The sequence below is a fragment of the Streptomyces sp. NPDC031111 genome (assembly GCF_055570675.1).
On record NZ_JBVIGS010000003.1, the window covers coordinates 309382 to 325320 of the forward strand.

The 15939-nt window shown below is 72.8% G+C and carries 13 protein-coding genes; 7 read left to right on the forward strand and 6 right to left on the reverse strand.

Annotation, left to right across the window (positions count from 1 at the left end; translation table 11 throughout):
* Positions 1-53 precede the first annotated feature (53 nt).
* From ACZ470_RS08550 to ACZ470_RS08560, 3 genes are all read left to right on the forward strand, one after another.
* Positions 54-899 (forward strand): inositol monophosphatase family protein, encoded by an 846-nt coding sequence (locus ACZ470_RS08550; RefSeq protein WP_468425666.1) that lies wholly within the window; start codon positions 54-56, stop codon positions 897-899.
* Between the two features lie 99 nt (positions 900-998).
* Entirely contained in the window at positions 999-2408 is a 1410-nt protein-coding gene (locus tag ACZ470_RS08555) for a phytoene desaturase family protein (protein WP_468425668.1), read from the forward strand.
* Entirely contained in the window at positions 2405-2917 is a 513-nt protein-coding gene (locus ACZ470_RS08560) for an O-acetyl-ADP-ribose deacetylase (RefSeq protein WP_468425670.1), read from the forward strand. The genes ACZ470_RS08555 and ACZ470_RS08560 overlap by 4 nt, the downstream gene beginning before the upstream one ends.
* A gap of 18 nt (positions 2918-2935) precedes the next feature.
* On the opposite strand, the gene ACZ470_RS08565 is transcribed toward ACZ470_RS08560, so the two are convergent.
* Positions 2936-3997, reverse strand: a complete 1062-nt coding sequence (locus tag ACZ470_RS08565) for an SPFH domain-containing protein (RefSeq protein WP_468425672.1) — start codon at positions 3995-3997, stop codon at positions 2936-2938.
* A gap of 4 nt (positions 3998-4001) precedes the next feature.
* The gene (locus ACZ470_RS08570) at positions 4002-4433 is read right to left on the reverse strand and encodes an NfeD family protein (protein ID WP_468425674.1); all 432 of its coding nucleotides are present in this window, start codon (positions 4431-4433) and stop codon (positions 4002-4004) included.
* Positions 4434-4786: 353 nt separating this feature from the next.
* On the opposite strand from ACZ470_RS08570, the gene ACZ470_RS08575 reads away from it, so the two are divergent.
* Positions 4787-8704 (forward strand): glycoside hydrolase family 2 TIM barrel-domain containing protein, encoded by a 3918-nt coding sequence (locus ACZ470_RS08575; protein WP_468425676.1) that lies wholly within the window; start codon positions 4787-4789, stop codon positions 8702-8704.
* 21 nt (positions 8705-8725) lie between these two features.
* On the opposite strand, the gene ACZ470_RS08580 is transcribed toward ACZ470_RS08575, so the two are convergent.
* Positions 8726-9085, reverse strand: coding sequence for an ArsR/SmtB family transcription factor (locus ACZ470_RS08580; RefSeq protein WP_468425678.1), 360 nt, complete (start codon positions 9083-9085; stop codon positions 8726-8728).
* A gap of 35 nt (positions 9086-9120) precedes the next feature.
* On the opposite strand from ACZ470_RS08580, the gene ACZ470_RS08585 reads away from it, so the two are divergent.
* The 3 genes from ACZ470_RS08585 (at position 9121) to ACZ470_RS08595 (ending at position 13128) form a co-directional block, all read left to right on the forward strand.
* The gene (locus tag ACZ470_RS08585) at positions 9121-11076 is read left to right on the forward strand and encodes a heavy metal translocating P-type ATPase (RefSeq protein WP_468425680.1); all 1956 of its coding nucleotides are present in this window, start codon (positions 9121-9123) and stop codon (positions 11074-11076) included.
* Positions 11077-11144: 68 nt separating this feature from the next.
* Complete coding sequence (locus ACZ470_RS08590; RefSeq protein WP_468426289.1) at positions 11145-12614, forward strand: AlkA N-terminal domain-containing protein; 1470 nt, start codon at positions 11145-11147, stop codon at positions 12612-12614.
* A gap of 31 nt (positions 12615-12645) precedes the next feature.
* Positions 12646-13128, forward strand: a complete 483-nt coding sequence (locus ACZ470_RS08595) for a methylated-DNA--[protein]-cysteine S-methyltransferase (protein ID WP_468425681.1) — start codon at positions 12646-12648, stop codon at positions 13126-13128.
* Here the strand turns inward: ACZ470_RS08595 and ACZ470_RS08600 are convergent.
* The 3 genes from ACZ470_RS08600 to ACZ470_RS08610 all read right to left on the reverse strand — a co-directional run bounded on the left by ACZ470_RS08600 (position 13125) and on the right by ACZ470_RS08610 (position 15874).
* On the reverse strand, positions 13125-13859 hold the full coding sequence (locus ACZ470_RS08600) for an SIR2 family NAD-dependent protein deacylase (protein ID WP_468425682.1): 735 nt from the start codon (positions 13857-13859) through the stop codon (positions 13125-13127). The two genes, ACZ470_RS08595 and ACZ470_RS08600, sit on opposite strands and share 4 nt — an antisense overlap.
* A 188-nt stretch (positions 13860-14047) precedes the next feature.
* Entirely contained in the window at positions 14048-14695 is a 648-nt protein-coding gene (locus tag ACZ470_RS08605; RefSeq protein WP_468425684.1) for an NADPH-dependent F420 reductase, read from the reverse strand.
* Positions 14696-14800: 105 nt separating this feature from the next.
* Positions 14801-15874: an ADP-ribosylglycohydrolase family protein gene (locus tag ACZ470_RS08610; RefSeq protein WP_468425686.1), complete on the reverse strand. Its 1074-nt coding sequence runs from the start codon at positions 15872-15874 to the stop codon at positions 14801-14803.
* Positions 15875-15939: the final 65 nt, after the last annotated feature.

The following is a 15939-nucleotide window of genomic DNA, read 5'->3' on the forward strand; positions in this document are numbered from 1 at the left end:
TGGAGTGCACCGGACGGGCGGGGAATGTCAGTGGGGCGTGCTCTCATGGAGGCATGATCGAGACCAACGAAACCATCGACGAGTTTCTCGCCCGGCACACCATCGACGTGGAGGAACTGGTCCGCAAGGCCGCCGCGCAGGAGATCATGCCGCGCTGGCGGCGGCTCGCCGACCACGAGGTGGACCTCAAGGCCGGCCCCCACGACCTGGTGACGGACGCCGACCGCAACGCCGAGCTGTATCTCACGGACGCCCTCGCCGCCCTGCTCCCCGGCTCGGTCGTGGTGGGGGAGGAGGCGGTGCACGCCAACCCGGCCTCGTACGAGGCGATACAGGGCGACGCGCCCGTGTGGATCGTCGACCCCGTCGACGGCACCCGCCAGTTCGTGCACGGCGACACCGGCTTCTGCACCCTGGTCGCCCTCGCACGGGGCGGAGTCGTGCACGCCTCCTGGACCTATGCCCCCGCCCGCGACCAGTTCGCCACCGCCCTCCGGGGACGGGGCGCCCACCTCGACGGCGAGCGGCTGCGCGCGGGCACCCCGGAGGCGGGCCGCGATCTCCGCGTGGCCACCTCCCACCCGGACTACACCACGGACGAGGAGAAGCGCGCCCTGCTCGGCCTGCGGACGGACGGCGTGGCGCCCCGCGCCTGCGGCTCCGCCGGACTGGAGTACCTGGCCATAGCCCGCGGCGAGTCCGACGCAACCGCCTTCTCGTGGGAGGCCGCCTGGGACCACGCGGCCGGCCTGCTCCTCGTGGAGGAGGCGGGCGGCACCCACCTCACCCGCGCGGGCGTGCCCTTCTCCATCCGCGGCGGCAACACCCTGCCCTTCACCGCGGCCCGCGACGAGGCCACCGCCCGACGGGTGGTGGACCTGCTGGCGCGGGGAGTCTGACGTCACAGCCAACAGGAGGCCGGGGGAGATCGCGGACGCCCCGGCATATCCTGATCCCCAGTGGCCGTCGGCTGACGAAGGAGTCCGAAGGTGCCGTCGATGCTCGATGCGGTCGTGGTCGGTGCGGGGCCGAACGGGCTGACCGCTGCCGTGGAGCTGGCCCGGCGCGGCTTCTCGGTGGCCCTGTTCGAGGCGAAGGACACCGTGGGCGGCGGCGCCCGCACCGAGGAACTCACCCTGCCCGGCTTCCGGCACGACCCGTGCTCCGCCGCCCACCCCCTCGCCGTCAACTCACCCGCGTTCCGCGCCCTCCCGCTGGACCGCTACGGCCTGGAGTGGCTGCACCCGGACCTGCCCATGGCGCACCCCTTCCCGGACGGCACGGCGGCCGTGCTGTCCCGGTCGGTCGGTGAGACGGCGGCCTCCTTCGGACCGCGCGACGCCGGCGCGTACCGCCGTCTTGTCGAACCCTTCCTGCCCAAGTGGGACGCCCTGGCCCGGGACTTCATGTCCCTGCCGACGACCGCGCTGCCCCGTGACCCGGTCACCCTCGCCCGCTTCGGCCTGCTCGGCCTGCCCCCGTCCACCTGGCTCACCCGCCGCTTCCGGGACGAGCGGGCCCGTACCCTGTTCGCCGGACTCGTCGCCCATGTCATGGCCCCCCTCGGCGGCTTCGCCACCGGCGCCGTCGGACTGGTCTTCGCCCTCGCCGCGCACGCCCGCGGCTGGCCCGTCGCCCGCGGCGGCTCCCAGGCGATCTCCGACGCCCTCGCCGCGTATCTGAAGGACCTCGGCGGTGCCGTCCACACCGACTACGAGGTCAAGCGGCTCGACGACCTGCCGCCCGCCAGGGCGTATGTCTTCGACACCTCGCCCACCGCCCTGGCCCGCATCGCCGGCTTCGGCAGCCACTACGCCGACTACCGCTACGGCCCCGGCGTCTTCAAGATCGACTACGCCCTGGACGGCCCCGTGCCGTGGACCGCGCCGGAGGCCCGCACCGCCGGCACCGTACAGATCGGCGCGGACAGCGAGGAGATCGCCGCCGCCCTGCGGGCCGCCTCCCGCGAGGGCCGCGCGCCCGACGCGCCGTTCCTCATCACCGTCCAGCCGGGAGTCGTCGACCCCACCCGCGCCCCGGCCGGCAAGCACGTCTTCTGGGCGTACGGACATGTGCCGAACGGCTGGACCGGCGACCTCACCGACGCGATGGAACGCCAACTGGAGCGCTACGCCCCCGGTTTCCGCGACCTCGTGCTGGCCCGCGCCACCGCGGGACCGCCCGAACTCGCCGCCCGCAACGCCAACTACGTCGGCGGGGACATCGCCTCCGGCGCGGTCTCCGGACTCCAGCTCCTCCTGCGTCCCAAACTCTCCCTGTTCCCCTACGCCACTCCGCACCCGGCCGTCTTCATCTGCTCCTCGGCCACGCCGCCCGGCCCCGGTGTGCACGGAATGTCAGGACACAACGCGGCGAAGGCCGTCTGGAGGAGGCTGCGACAGACATGACCACCACCATCAGGCTCGTCCAGGGCGACATCACCCGCCAGAGCGCCGACGCCATCGTCAACGCGGCCAACTCCTCCCTGCTCGGCGGCGGAGGCGTCGACGGCGCCATCCACCGCAGGGGCGGCCCGGAGATCCTTCAGGAGTGCCGCGCCCTCCGCGCCGGGCACTACGGCAAGGGCCTGGCCACCGGCAAGGCGGTCGCCACCACCGCGGGCCGCCTCGACGCCCGCTGGGTGATCCACACCGTCGGCCCGGTCCACAGCGCGAGCGAGGACCGCTCGGACCTCCTCGCCTCCTGCTACCGCGAGTCACTGCGCGTCGCCGACGAACTGGGCGCCCGTACGGTCGCGTTCCCCGCCGTCTCCACCGGCGTCTACGGCTGGCCCATGGAGGACGCGGCCCGCATCGCCGTCGGGACCGTCCGCGCCACGGACACGGCGGTCGAGGAGGTCACCTTCGTCCTCTTCGACGAACGGGCCTACGAGGCGTTCGCCGCCCGGGTCGGCTGACTCCCGGGCGGCGGTCCCTCAGTCCCCACCGTCCTCGCCCTCCGCGAGACGGCGGCGCCGGAGGCCTCCGGGGGAGGAGGTGTCGGCTTCGGCGGCGTCCGCCAGGGCCTCCGCCGCGGCCTGCGCCGCCTGCGCGGTGTCGTCGGCGGCCCGGGTGGTGCTGTCGTCGGCCGACGGCTTCTCACGGGTGGCCGGCGACGGGGGCAGCACTTCGGTGAACGCCCTGGACACGCCCTGGAGCGCGGACGTGATCTCGCTGGGGATCACCCAGAAGTTGTTGCCCGAGCCCTGCGCGAGCTGGGGAAGCGCCTGGAGGTACTGGTAGGCGAGGAGCTTGGGGTCGGGGTCGTTGCGGTGCACGGCCTGGAACACCTCGTCGATGGCCCGCGACTGGCCCTCGGCCTCGAGGATCGCGGCGGTGCGGTTGCCCTCCGCGCGCAGGACGGCCGCCTGCTTGTCGCCTTCGGCGGTGAGGATCTGCGACTGCCGCTGCCCTTCGGCCCCCAGGATGGCCGCCCGCTTGTCCCGCTCGGCCCGCATCTGCTTCTGCATCGCCTCCTTGATGGACTGCGGAGGGTCGATGGCCTTGATCTCCACCCGGTTGACCCGGAGTCCCCACTTGCCGGTGGCCTCGTCCAGCACCCCGCGGAGCTGGCTGTTGATGGTGTCCCGGGAGGTGAGGGTCTTCTCCAGGTCCATGGACCCCACGACATTGCGCAGGGTCGTGACGGTGAGCTGCTCGACGGCCTGGAGGAAACTGGCGATCTCGTAGAAGGCCGCACGCGGGTCGGTGACCTGGAAGTACAGCACGGTGTCGATCTCGACGACCAGGTTGTCCTCGGTGATGACCGGCTGCGGTTTGAAGGAGACCACCTGTTCCCGCAGGTCGATCAGCGGGTGCACCCGGTCGATGTAGGGGATGACGAGGCTGAGTCCGGGCGTGAGCGTCCGGTGGTAGCGGCCCAGCCGCTCGACGTTGCGCGCGCGTGCCTGCGGCACGATACGGACGGCACGCACGACGGTGAAGATCGCGAACAGCGCGATGATCAGGCCGGCGACGACGGAGGCGGTGATGTCCATGGCTTCAGTCCCGGGGGTAGACGAGCGCGGTGGCGCCACTGATCTCGATGACGTCGACGGTGGTCCCGGATGAGATCACCAGGGTTTCGTCGTAGCTGCGGGCCGTCCATTCCTCACCGTCGATACGGACCCTGCCGCCCGTGCCCGTGACGTCCGAGACGACGTAGGCGGGCTTGCCGATCAGGGCGTCCGTGCCGAACCGGGCGGTCTGGGGCCGGAGCATGTGGCGCAGGGCGAGGGGGCGCACGAACAGCAGCGTGGCGGCGGTGACGAGGGCGTACACCAGGAGCTGGAGCCCCAGCGGCAGCCCGGCCGCGGCGACTCCCGAGGTGACCAGCGCGGCCACGCTCAGCATGCCCAGCGCGGCGGTGAGGGTGAAGATCTCCGCCACCGCCAGGACGGCGGCGACGATCAGCCAGATCAGCCATGGATCCATGACGCGCCTCTTCTCACCGGTACGGGTTTCGAGGGCATGAACCGCGGTGCCGGCCGACGGGATACGACAACCGGCACCTTTGCCCTCATTTTACCCGCGAGTAGGCCAGGATCCGAGAGGCGTGCGCGAGGAAGCCGACCGGAACGGGAGAACCATCAGGACCGCACAGAGACCGACGGGATCATTGCTTCGGTTGTGTTCGAGTTCTAGGGTGTGGCTGGCTCAGTAGTTGCTCCGTCACCGCCAGTTGTGATTCGCCCCTGCCGCAACGCCCCCGTCGGCTCTGCGTCGAGGCGGATCCGACGTGCCCTCAGTCCGCGCAGCACTCTGTCGCACCGAGGAAGGCCACGGTCATGCCGCACCCCCACATGTCTCCCGCCGACCGGCCCGCCCACCCCCGGCGGCCGCTCGTCAGCCGCCGCCGACTCCTGGAGTCCGGCGCCGCCGTGCTCGGCGCCCTCGCCCTGTCCGCCTCACCCGTCGCCGCGCACGCGGCCGGCCGGCGGGCGGCGGCCGACGAGCCCCCGGAGTGGAACGACTTCGGAGTCTTCCGGCTCGGCACCCAGCCGCCGCACACCACCCTCACGCCCTACGCGGACGTGAGACAGGCCCTCGCCGGCGACCGCACCCGCTCGCCCTACCGGCAGAGCCTCGACGGCACCTGGAAGTTCGCCTACGCCGACCGCCCCGAGGACCGGGACGCCGACTTCCACCGCACCGACACCGACGACAGCGACTGGGACACCATCCCCGTCCCGTCCGTCTGGCAGCTGCACGGCCACGACTTCCCCATCTACCTGAACATCACCTACCCGTACTGGGGCCCGAACGGCCGCGGCGAGGACCCCCGGCCGCCCGCCGCCCCGACCCGCTACAACCCGGTCGGCCAGTACCGGCGCACCTTCACCGTCCCGCGCGACTGGCGGGGCCGCCGCACCTTCCTGCACTTCGAGGGCGTCAAGTCCGCGCATTACGTGTGGATCAACGGTCAACTCGTCGGCTACGACGAGGACTCCTTCACACCCTCCGAGTACGACATCACCGACCACCTGAGGCCCGGCACCAACCAGATCGCCGTCGAGGTGTACCGCTACGCCGACGGCGACTGGCTGGAGGACCAGGACATGATCCGGCTGAGCGGCATCTTCCGCTCGGTCCACCTCTACTCCACCCCGCCCGTGCACCTGCGCGACTTCAAGCTCGACACCCCGCTGAACGACACGTACACCGCCGCCGAACTGGCCGTCACCGCGAGCGTGCGGGCGTACGGCGACGACGCGAGCGGCCGGTACACCGTCGAGACCCAGCTGTACGACGCGCGCGGACACGCCGTCTGGTCGCGTCCGCTCGAGCAGACCGCCGACCTCGGCACGGCCGGCGCCGGCGAGGACGTCACCGTACGGGCCGCGAAGGCCGTGCCGAGGCCCCGGCTGTGGTCGGCCGAGCACCCGAACCTCTACACGGCCGTCCTCAGGCTCCGCGACCCCGCCGGCCGGGTGGTCGAGACGCTCTCCCACCGTGTCGGCTTCCGCGAGTTCGCGATCCGGGACGGGCTGATGCGCATCAACGGCAAGCCCGTCTCCTTCCGCGGGACCAACCGCCACGAGATGCACCCGAGCCGCGGTACGGCCCTCACCCGCGAGGACATGGTCCGGGACATCACCCTCATCAAGCGGATGAACATGAACTCCGTCCGCACCTCGCACTACCCGAACAACCCGCTGTGGTACGAACTCGCCGACGAGTACGGCCTCTACCTCGTCGACGAGACGAACCTCGAGACGCACGGCATCCGCGACGAGTACCCCGGCGACCACCCCGAGTGGACGGCGGCCTGCGTCGCCCGCGCCCAGAACATGGTCCACCGCGACAAGAACCACGCCTCCGTGGTCATCTGGTCGCTCGGCAACGAGGCCGGCGGCGGCACCACCTTCAACGCCATGCACGACTGGATCCGCTCCTACGACCCCACCCGCGTCATCCAGTACGAGGGCGACGACCGGCCCGGCATCAGCGACATCCGCTCGGAGATGTACGAGAGCCCCTCACGCGTCGAGCAGCGCGCCCGCGACACCGCCGACACCCGGCCGTACGTCATGATCGAGTACTCCCACGCGATGGGGAATTCCAATGGCAACTTCAAGAAGTACTGGGACGTCGTCCGCCGCCACGACGTCCTCCAGGGCGGCTGGATCTGGGACTTCGCCGACCAGTCCCTGTACTGGCCGGTCCCGGCGCGCACCCTGCTGACCGAGTCCGGGCCGGCCGGACTGCGCGGCGAGATCCTCGCCCCCAGCGGCACCTTGGACCCGGACAGGGGCCTCAGCGGTGGCACGGTGTTCGCCCGCCACGACAGCCTCGACCTCACCGGTTCGCTGACCCTGGAGGCCTGGGTCACACCCCGGTACACGGGCTACCACCAGCCCATCCTCGCCAAGGGCGACACCCAGTACGCGCTCAAGCAGACCAACGGGAACCTGGAGTTCTTCATCCACTCCGGCGGCCAGTGGATCACCGCGAGCTGGGCACTGCCGGACGACTGGACCGGCCGCGAACACCACATCGCGGGCGTCTTCGACGCCGACGCCGGCACCCTGACCCTGTACGTCGACGGTGCGGTGAAAGCCACCCGCACCACCGACCGGCGCCCCGGCAGCACCACCGCGCCCCTCGCGCTCGCCACCGACGCCGACTCCCAGACCCGCGAGTTCAGCGGCACCGTCCGCCGCGCCCGCGTCTACGCCCGCCCCCTCACCGCCGCCGAACTGGCCTCGGACGACCGGGGACCCGGCGGCGAGGGCGTGCGGTTCTGGTTCGACGCCGCCACCGTCGAGGCCGAGAGGAAGCGGCCCGGGGACATGACGTTCCTCGCCTACGGCGGCGACTGGGGCGACAACCCCAACGACGGCGCCTTCGTCGCCGACGGCATCGTCACCGCCGACCGCCGTCACACCGGCAAGGCCGCCGAGGTCAAACGCGTCCACCAGGCCATCGGCGCCGCGCCCGCCTCCGGCGGCGGCCACCCCGGGGCGGTCACCCTCACCAACGAGTACCTGTTCACCGACCTCCGTGAGTTCGACGGCCGGTGGGAGCTCGTCGCCGACGGCGAGGTCGTGGAAAGCGGAGGGCTGAGCCGGGACCAGCTGGACGTGGGGCCGCTGTCCGCGAAGGACATCACCGTGCCCGTACGCCTGCCGGAGGACCCGGAGCCGGGGGCGGAGTTCTTCCTCCAGCTCTCGTTCACCACCAAGGAGTCCACGAAGTGGGCCGAGGCCGGCTTCGAGGTGGCCCGGCACCAGATCCCGCTCGACGCCGGAAGCCCCGCCGTGACCCCCGTACCCCTGTCGAGGGTCCCCGCCCTGCGGCACGAGGACCGCGACGGGGAGATCAGGGTCACCGGCGAGGACTTCTCCGTCACCGTCGACCGGCGCGAGGGCACCATCACCGGGTACGAGGCGAAGGGCACCCGGCTGATCACCTCCGGCCCGGTGCCCAACTTCTGGCGGGCGCCCACCGACAACGACAAGGGCAACGGCCAGCACACCCGCAACCGGACCTGGCGCGACGCCGGCGCCCGCCGGAAGGTCACGGACGTCACCGTGCGGACCCTGGGCGACCGGGCCGTCGGGATCGAGGTGCGCGGCACGCTGCCCACCACGGTCGAGTCCACGTACACCACCACGTACACCGTCTTCGGCAACGGCGAGATCAAGGTCGACAACACCCTGCACCCGGGCGCCGCCGAGCTGCCGTACCTCCCCGAGGTCGGGACGCTGCTCTTCCTGCCGCGCAGCCTGGACCGGCTGCACTACTACGGCCGCGGCCCCGAGGAGAACCACTGGGACCGCAACACCGGTACCGACGTGGGCCGTTACACGTCGACCGTGGCCCGCCAGTGGACGCCCTACATCCGGCCGCAGGAGAACGGCAACAAGACCGACGTCCGCTGGGCCGCCCTGACCGACGGCGGCGGGCGCGGCCTGCTGGTGTCGGGCGAACCGCTCCTGGAGGTCAACGCCTCCCACTTCACCCCCGAGGACCTGTCGGCCGGGGCCCGGCACGACTACCAGTTGACCCCGAGGGACGCCGTGGTCCTGCGGGTCAACCACCGGCAGATGGGCGTCGGCGGCGACAACAGCTGGGGCGCGCACACCCACGACGAGTTCAAGCTCTTCGCCGACCGCGACTACGCGTACACCTACCGCCTGCGCCCGCTCACCGACGTGGCCGAGGCGACGGCGCTCTCCCGCCGGCCCACGGCGGGGGAGTGATCCGGGGACGCCGCCGGGGTCTCACTCGGCGGCGTCGCTGATCCCCAGGCGCAGATGCTCCACGTGGAAGACAGCCTGGTCGAGCAGCTCGGCGACATGGTGGTCGTGCAGGGCGTACACGACGGACCGGCCCCGGCGCTCGCCGACCACCAGGCCCAGATTGCGCAGCAGCCGCAGCTGGTGCGAGCAGGCCGACTGCTCCATGCCCACCTCCGCCGCCAACTCGGTGGCGGGCAGCGGGCCTTCGCGCAGCCGGGCGAGGATCAGCAGCCGGGAGGGGGTGGACAGGGCCTGGAGCGTGGTGGCGACCTTCGCGACGTTGTCCTCGTCCAGACGCACCCGTTCCGCGTCGTCCTGCGGGATGACGGCTCCATGACCCATGGCCGACATCTTACCCATCACATATGAACGCATGAATGAGTCTTCAAGTGTTCCTGTATGGTGGCCGGGTGTCCGTGACTCTCGCTCCCGCGCCCCGGCCGTCCCTCGACGTCCCGGCCCGGCGCCGCCGCACCCGTGTCCTCGCCCTCCCGGAAGCCCGGTGGGCGCTCGCCTCGCTCGTGGCGTTCCTGGTGGGACTCGCCGCCGACCTCGGCGGTGCGCCGCCCTGGGTCTGGGGAAGCCTGTACGCGGTCGCCTATGTGAGCGGCGGCTGGGAACCGGCCCTCGAAGGGCTGCGCGCACTGCGCGAGAAGACCCTGGACGTCGACCTGCTGATGATCGTCGCCGCGCTGGGCGCCGCCGCGATCGGACAGGTCCTCGACGGCGCCCTGCTCATCGTCATCTTCGCCACCTCCGGAGCACTGGAGGCCCTGGCCACCGCCCGCACCGCCGACTCCGTACGCGGCCTGCTCGACCTCGCGCCCACCACGGCGACCCGGGTGACCGGGACCGGCGAGGAGACCGTGCCCACCGCCGAACTCGCCGTCGGCGACATCGTGCTGGTCCGCCCCGGTGAGCGCATCGGCGCCGACGGCACCGTCCTGGACGGCGTCAGCGAGGCCGACCAGGCCACCGTCACCGGCGAGTCCCTGCCCGTCGTCAAACGCCCCGGCGACGACGTCTTCGCCGGCACCCTCAACGGCACGGGCGCGCTGCGCGTCCGGGTCGGCCGGGACCCGGGCGACTCGGTGATCGCCCGCATCGTGGCCCTGGTCGAGGAGGCCTCCCGCACCAAGGCCCCGACCCAGCTCTTCATCGAGAAGGTCGAGCAGCGGTACGCCGTCGGCGTCGTCGCCGCCACCCTCGCGGTGTTCGGCATCCCGCTCGCGTTCGGCGAGAACCTCACCGACGCCCTGCTCCGGGCCATGACCTTCATGATCGTCGCCTCGCCCTGCGCGGTCGTCCTCGCCACCATGCCGCCCCTGCTGTCCGCCATCGCCAACGCCGGCCGGCACGGAGTCCTGGTCAAGTCGGCCGTCGCCATGGAACGCCTCGGCGAGATCGACGCCGCCGCCCTCGACAAGACCGGCACCCTCACCGAGGGCACCCCCGAGGTGACCGAGGTGCGCCCGCTGCCCGGCTCCGGCCTCGACGAGGACGCCCTCCTCGCCCTGGCCGCCTCCGCCGAGCACCCCAGCGAGCACCCGCTGGCCCGCGCCGTGGTGGCCGCCGCCCAGGCTCGCGACCTGCCCCTCGCCCCCGCCACCGACTTCACCGCCACACCCGGTCAGGGCGTCACCGCCACCGTGAACGGGGCCGTGGTGACCGTCGGCCGCGCGGACCCGGCGGAGGGCGCGGAGCAGGTCGGGACCGTCGTCCGCGTCACCCGCGCCGGCACCCCCGTGGGCACCCTCGCCCTCACCGACCGCCTCCGCCCCGGCGCCCCTGCCGCCGCCTCCGCGCTGACGGCCCTGACCGGCACCCCGCCCGTCCTCCTCACCGGTGACAACGCACGGGCCGCCGCCCGCGTCGCCACGGCGACCGGCCTCACGGACGTCCGCGCCGGCCTCTTCCCCGAGGACAAGGTGAACGCCGTACGGGACCTCCAGGACTCCGGCCGCAAGGTGCTGTTCGTCGGCGACGGCGTCAACGACGCGCCCGCCCTCGCCGCCGCCCACGCCGGAATCGCCATGGGCCGCGCGGGCTCCGACCTGGCCCTGGAGACGGCGGACGCGGTCGTCGTACGCGACGAGCTCGCCGCCGTACCGGCCGTCGTACGGCTGTCCCGCACCGCCCGCCGGCTCGTGCGGCAGAACCTCGTCATCGCGGGCACCGCCATCACCGCCCTCGTCCTGTGGGACCTCATCGGCCACCTCCCCCTCCCGCTCGGCGTCGCCGGCCACGAGGGCTCCACCGTGCTGGTCGGCCTGAACGGACTGCGGCTGCTGCGCGAGTCGGCCTGGCGATCCGGGCAGGCCCAGGACACGTGACGTCGATGTCGGATTCCCGCCAGACCCGGGCGCCCGCCGTGCCCGATCCTTGAGGCATGCAGAAGGGGATGCACTACGACACCGAGCGCTGCGTGCGCGCCGTGCGGTCCAAGGACGCGAGGTTCGACGGCTGGTTCTTCACCGCCGTCCTCACCACCGGCATCTACTGCCGGCCCAGCTGCCCGGTGGTCCCGCCCAAGCCCGAGAACATGGTCTTCCACCCCAGCGCGGCGGCCTGCCAGCAGGCGGGGTTCCGGGCGTGCAAGCGCTGCCGCCCCGACACCAGCCCCGGCTCACCGGAGTGGAACCACCGCGCCGACCTCGTGGCCCGCGCCATGCGGCTGATCGCCGACGGCGTCGTGGACCGCGAGGGCGTGCCCGGTCTCGCCGCCCGGCTCGGCTACAGCACCCGGCAGGTCGAACGCCAGCTCCTCGCCGAGCTGGGCGCGGGTCCCCTCGCGCTCGCCCGGGCGCAGCGCGCCCAGACCGCGCGGCTGCTCGTCGAGACGACGGACCTGCCGATGGCGGAGATCGCCTTCGCGGCCGGCTTCTCCTCCGTCCGCACCTTCAACGACACCGTGCGCGAGGTCTACGCACTCGCCCCGAGCGACCTGCGCGGCCGTGCGCCGAAGGCGGCCTCCGGCGGCACCCCGGGAGTGCTCTCCCTCCGCCTTCCGTTCCGTGCCCCGCTCAACCCCGACAACCTCTTCGGCCACCTCGCCGCGACCGCCGTCCCCGGCGTGGAGGAGTGGCGGGACGGCGCCTACCGGCGCACGCTGCGGCTGCCGTACGGGCACGGCATCGTGGCGCTGACCCCGCGGCCCGACCACATCGCCTGCCGCCTCACCCTCAGCGACCCGCGCGACCTCTCCGTCGCCATCAGCCGCTGCCGCCGCCTCCTCGACCTGGACGCCGACCCGGTCGCGGTCGACGACCTGCTGCGCGCGGACCCGGTCCTCGCGCCGCTGGTCGACAAGGCGCCCGGCCGCCGGGTGCCGCGCACGGTCGACGAGGAGGAGTTCGCCGTACGGGCCGTCCTCGGCCAGCAGGTCTCCACGGCCGCCGCCCGCACCCACGCCGCCCGCCTGGTCACGGCGCACGGCACACCGGTCGACGACCCCGAGGGCGGCCTCACCCACCTCTTCCCGTCGCCCGGGGCACTGGCCGCAGTCGACCCCGAGACCCTGGCGATGCCCCGCACCCGCCGCACCACCTTCACCACCCTGGTGAGCCGACTCGCCGACGGGGAACTCCACTTGGGCGCCGACAGCGACTGGCCCGAGACCCGCGCCCGGCTCCTCGCCCTCCCCGGCTTCGGCCCCTGGACCGCCGACGTCATCGCCATGCGCGCCCTGGGCGACCCCGACGCCTTCCTCCCCACCGACCTCGGCATCCGCCGCGCCGCCGGCGAACTGGGCCTGCCGTCCACCCCGGCCGCCCTCACCGCACGCGCGGCCGGCTGGCGGCCCTGGCGGGCGTACGCCGTCCAGTACCTGTGGGCGACGGACGACCACCCCATCAACTTCCTGCCGGTGTGAGCCGGTGCGAGACGACAGGGATTCACCGCAGATGAAGCAGCACACCGTGACCGACAGCCCCTACGGCCCGCTGACCCTCGTCGCCGACGACGGCGTCCTGTGCGGCCTCTACATGACCGACCAGCGCCACCGCCCACCGGAGGAGACCTTCGGCGCCCCCGACGACACGCCCTTCGCCGAGGCGGAGGAACAGCTGACGGCGTACTTCGCGGGCGAGTTGAAGGAGTTCACCCTCGAACTGCGCCTGCACGGCACCCCGTTCCAGCGCCGCGTCTGGGACCGGCTGACCCGCATCCCCTACGGCGAGACCCGCACCTACGGCCAACTCGCCGACGACCTCGGCAACCCCAAGGCCTCCCGGGCGGTCGGCCTCGCCAACGGCCGCAACCCCATCGGCATCATCGTCCCCTGCCACCGCGTCATCGGCGCGAGCGGCAGCCTCACCGGCTACGGCGGCGGCCTGGAACGCAAACAGCGCCTCCTGGACTTCGAACGCGGAACGGCCCTCTTCTAGGCCCTGTTGGCTGCGATCCGGCGCAGCAACGCGGGCAGCGAGGTGCCGATCGGTTCGCGGATCACCTCGTCCGCGAGATCGTCGTACGGGGTGGGCTCGGCGTTGACGATGATCAGGCGGGCGCCGTGGTCGGCTGCGACCTCCGCGAGACCGGCGGCGGGGTGGACCTGGAGGCTGGTGCCGACGGCGACGAAGACGGTGCACGCCTTGCTGACCGCCACCGCCTCGCCGAGCACCATCGGGTCGAGCCGCTCGCCGAACATCACCGTCGCCGACTTGAGGATGCCGCCGCAGTCGCGGCACGGCGGATCGTCCTCACCGGCCTCGACACGGGCGAGGGCGTCCTCCATCGGGCTTCGCGCGTGGCACCTCGTGCACACCACGCTCCGTGCCGTGCCGTGCAGTTCGAGCACCTTGCGGGCCGGCATCCCGGCCAGCTGGTGCAGCCCGTCCACGTTCTGCGTGATCACCCGCACGGGCACCCCGGACCGCTCCAGCTCGGCCACGGCCCGGTGCGCGGCGTTCGGCTCGGCGGCGAGCGCGCGGTTGTCGCGCCGCATCCGCCAGGAACGGCGGCGGATCTCCGGATCGCTCATGTAGAAGTCGTACGTCACGAGCTTCTCGGCCTCCGGATCGCGGCGCCACAGTCCGTTCGGCCCGCGGTAGTCCGGGATACCGGAGTCCGTACTGACACCGGCACCACTGAGAAGGACGACGAGAGGCTTACTCATCCCCCGAGGCTAGGCCGTCCCACACCGGCACGGCGAGCGGATATGGTGCGCACCCATCCGCGGGCAGTCGTGCCTCCCCCAGTGCCTTAAGGGCCTGGGAGGTGCCCCGTAAGCTCCGGGCAGCGCGACCAACCCCCGGCCCGCACCAGCGCCGGGCGCGCAGAACACCCGGCGCCCCAGGGGACCCGTCAGGCCCCGGCCGGCGGCACCACCCGGATCCCGAAGCCGTACGAGCCGATGGCCTCGGCGATGCCCATGAACAGCAGGGCGTAGTGCTCCTGGCCCCGGGCGGTCGCGATGCCTCCGAGATCGAGCTGGGAGTCCCGCGGCCAGCCCAGGTCGGACAGGAGCCCGGAGACCGTCTGCTTGGCGTCGGCGTCGTCCCCCGAGAGGAACACCGTGCTCGGGCCCTCCAGGGAGTCCGGCGCGACCATCAGCTCCCTGTCCATGGTGACGAGCGTCTTGACGACACGGATGCCGGGGAACGTGCGCTGGATCTCCTCTCCCAGACTCTCCCCCGGATGGGACAGCCCGCCCTCCTCGTCGAAGCCGACCCCCACGTCCAGCAGCACCTTCCCCGCCAGGGCGGCCGCTCCGGCCGAGGCGAGAGCGGACACGGACGCGGTGCCCGGCGTCGCGTTCACCACCACCTCGGCGTCCAGCGCCGAGGCCGGGTCCGCGACCGTCACCCCCGCGGCCAGCGCGTCCGACAGCTCCGTCCGTGTCTCCGCCTCGCCGGCCCGCCGTGAGCCCAGCACGACGTCATGACCCGCGCGGGACCAGGCCGTGGCCAGGGTCCGGCCCACCGTTCCCGTTCCGAGAATTCCGATCTTCATGGCTCCGACGCTAAGGCCGCGATGCCGGTCGCCGCCTCCGGCCGGAGGCAGGGACGCCCTACCCCGTCGGTCCTACGACCGACGTCCGAGGGCCGCGCGTCCGCCTCAGGAATCCGTCCGCGCCAGCCGCAGCGTCCGCTCGGCCAGTTCGCTGATCCGCACCCCGTCGAAGCCGAAGACCGCACTGCGCACCGTGTCCTGGAGGGGGTCCTTCCACTGGCCCGGGACGGCCGCGGCGCCGCACAGGACGCCGGCCACCGAGCCCGCCGTCGCGCCGTTGGAGTCGGTGTCCAGGCCGCCGCGCACCGTCAGGGCGATCGTGCGGGTGAAGTCGCCGTCGCCGTACAGCAGACCGGCGGTGAGGACGGCCGCGTTCGGGACCGTGTGGATCCAGCCGAGGCCCGCCGTCTCCTCCGCCAGCGTGGTGAGCGTGTCCTCCCAGGTCAGCCCCGTGTCGTGCAGGGAGGCCACCCGGCGCACGGTACGGGCTAGGCGGCTGCTCGCCGGGATCACCGTCAGCGCCTCGTCCACCGCGTGCCGCACCGTGGGCGCGGTGAACGCCGCCGAGACCAGCGCCGCCGCCCACATCGCGCCGTACACGCCGTTGCCCGTGTGGGACAGCACCGCGTCCTTGCGGGCCAGCGCGGCGGCACGGCGCGGGGCGCCCGGCGAGGTCCAGCCGTGGACGTCGGCGCGGATCAGGGCGCCGATCCACTCCTGGTACGGGTTGTCGTAGGTGGCCGTGAGCGGTGGTTTGAGACCGTTCGCGAGATTGCGGTAGGCCACCCGTTCCGCGGTGAAGGTCTGGAGGTACGGCAGCCGCAGCAGCCACAGGTCGCCGACCTGCTCGGTGGTGAAGTCGAAGCCGTGGGTCTCCAGCAGGTGGAGGCCGAGGACGGCGTAGTCGATGTCGTCGTCGCGGCAGCTGCCGTGGACGCGGCCGCGGACGCAGGCCCGCCACTCCGGGCGCATCTCGAGGCCCTCGCTCTCGGTCAGCGGCTCGGGGAGGTAGTCGGTGAGCGGCAGGGCGTCCGCCTGCCGCAGGTAGCGGTCGATGCGTTCGCGCGTCCACACCTCGCCCTGTTCCACCGGTTTGCCGAGCATGTTGCCGGCGATCCGGCCCAGCCAGCCTCCGAGGATGCGGTCGGCGAGTCCCCGCTCCGTGTCCACAGCGCTCATGGCGGTCATGCAACCGGTCTACCCGATTCCGGGCCGTTCCACGGGCTGGGCGGGGCATGGCGGCG

Coding starts and splice junctions, on each gene's coding strand:
- ACZ470_RS08550 (WP_468425666.1), top strand. CDS start 54: ATGATCGAGACCAACGAAACCATCGACGAGTTTCTCGCCCGGCACACC.
- ACZ470_RS08555 (WP_468425668.1), top strand. CDS start 999: ATGCTCGATGCGGTCGTGGTCGGTGCGGGGCCGAACGGGCTGACCGCT.
- ACZ470_RS08560 (WP_468425670.1), top strand. CDS start 2,405: ATGACCACCACCATCAGGCTCGTCCAGGGCGACATCACCCGCCAGAGC.
- ACZ470_RS08565 (WP_468425672.1), bottom strand. CDS start 3,997: ATGGACATCACCGCCTCCGTCGTCGCCGGCCTGATCATCGCGCTGTTC.
- ACZ470_RS08570 (WP_468425674.1), bottom strand. CDS start 4,433: ATGGATCCATGGCTGATCTGGCTGATCGTCGCCGCCGTCCTGGCGGTG.
- ACZ470_RS08575 (WP_468425676.1), top strand. CDS start 4,787: ATGCCGCACCCCCACATGTCTCCCGCCGACCGGCCCGCCCACCCCCGG.
- ACZ470_RS08580 (WP_468425678.1), bottom strand. CDS start 9,085: ATGGGTCATGGAGCCGTCATCCCGCAGGACGACGCGGAACGGGTGCGT.
- ACZ470_RS08585 (WP_468425680.1), top strand. CDS start 9,121: ATGAGTCTTCAAGTGTTCCTGTATGGTGGCCGGGTGTCCGTGACTCTC.
- ACZ470_RS08590 (WP_468426289.1), top strand. CDS start 11,145: ATGCACTACGACACCGAGCGCTGCGTGCGCGCCGTGCGGTCCAAGGAC.
- ACZ470_RS08595 (WP_468425681.1), top strand. CDS start 12,646: ATGAAGCAGCACACCGTGACCGACAGCCCCTACGGCCCGCTGACCCTC.
- ACZ470_RS08600 (WP_468425682.1), bottom strand. CDS start 13,859: ATGAGTAAGCCTCTCGTCGTCCTTCTCAGTGGTGCCGGTGTCAGTACG.
- ACZ470_RS08605 (WP_468425684.1), bottom strand. CDS start 14,695: ATGAAGATCGGAATTCTCGGAACGGGAACGGTGGGCCGGACCCTGGCC.
- ACZ470_RS08610 (WP_468425686.1), bottom strand. CDS start 15,874: ATGAGCGCTGTGGACACGGAGCGGGGACTCGCCGACCGCATCCTCGGA.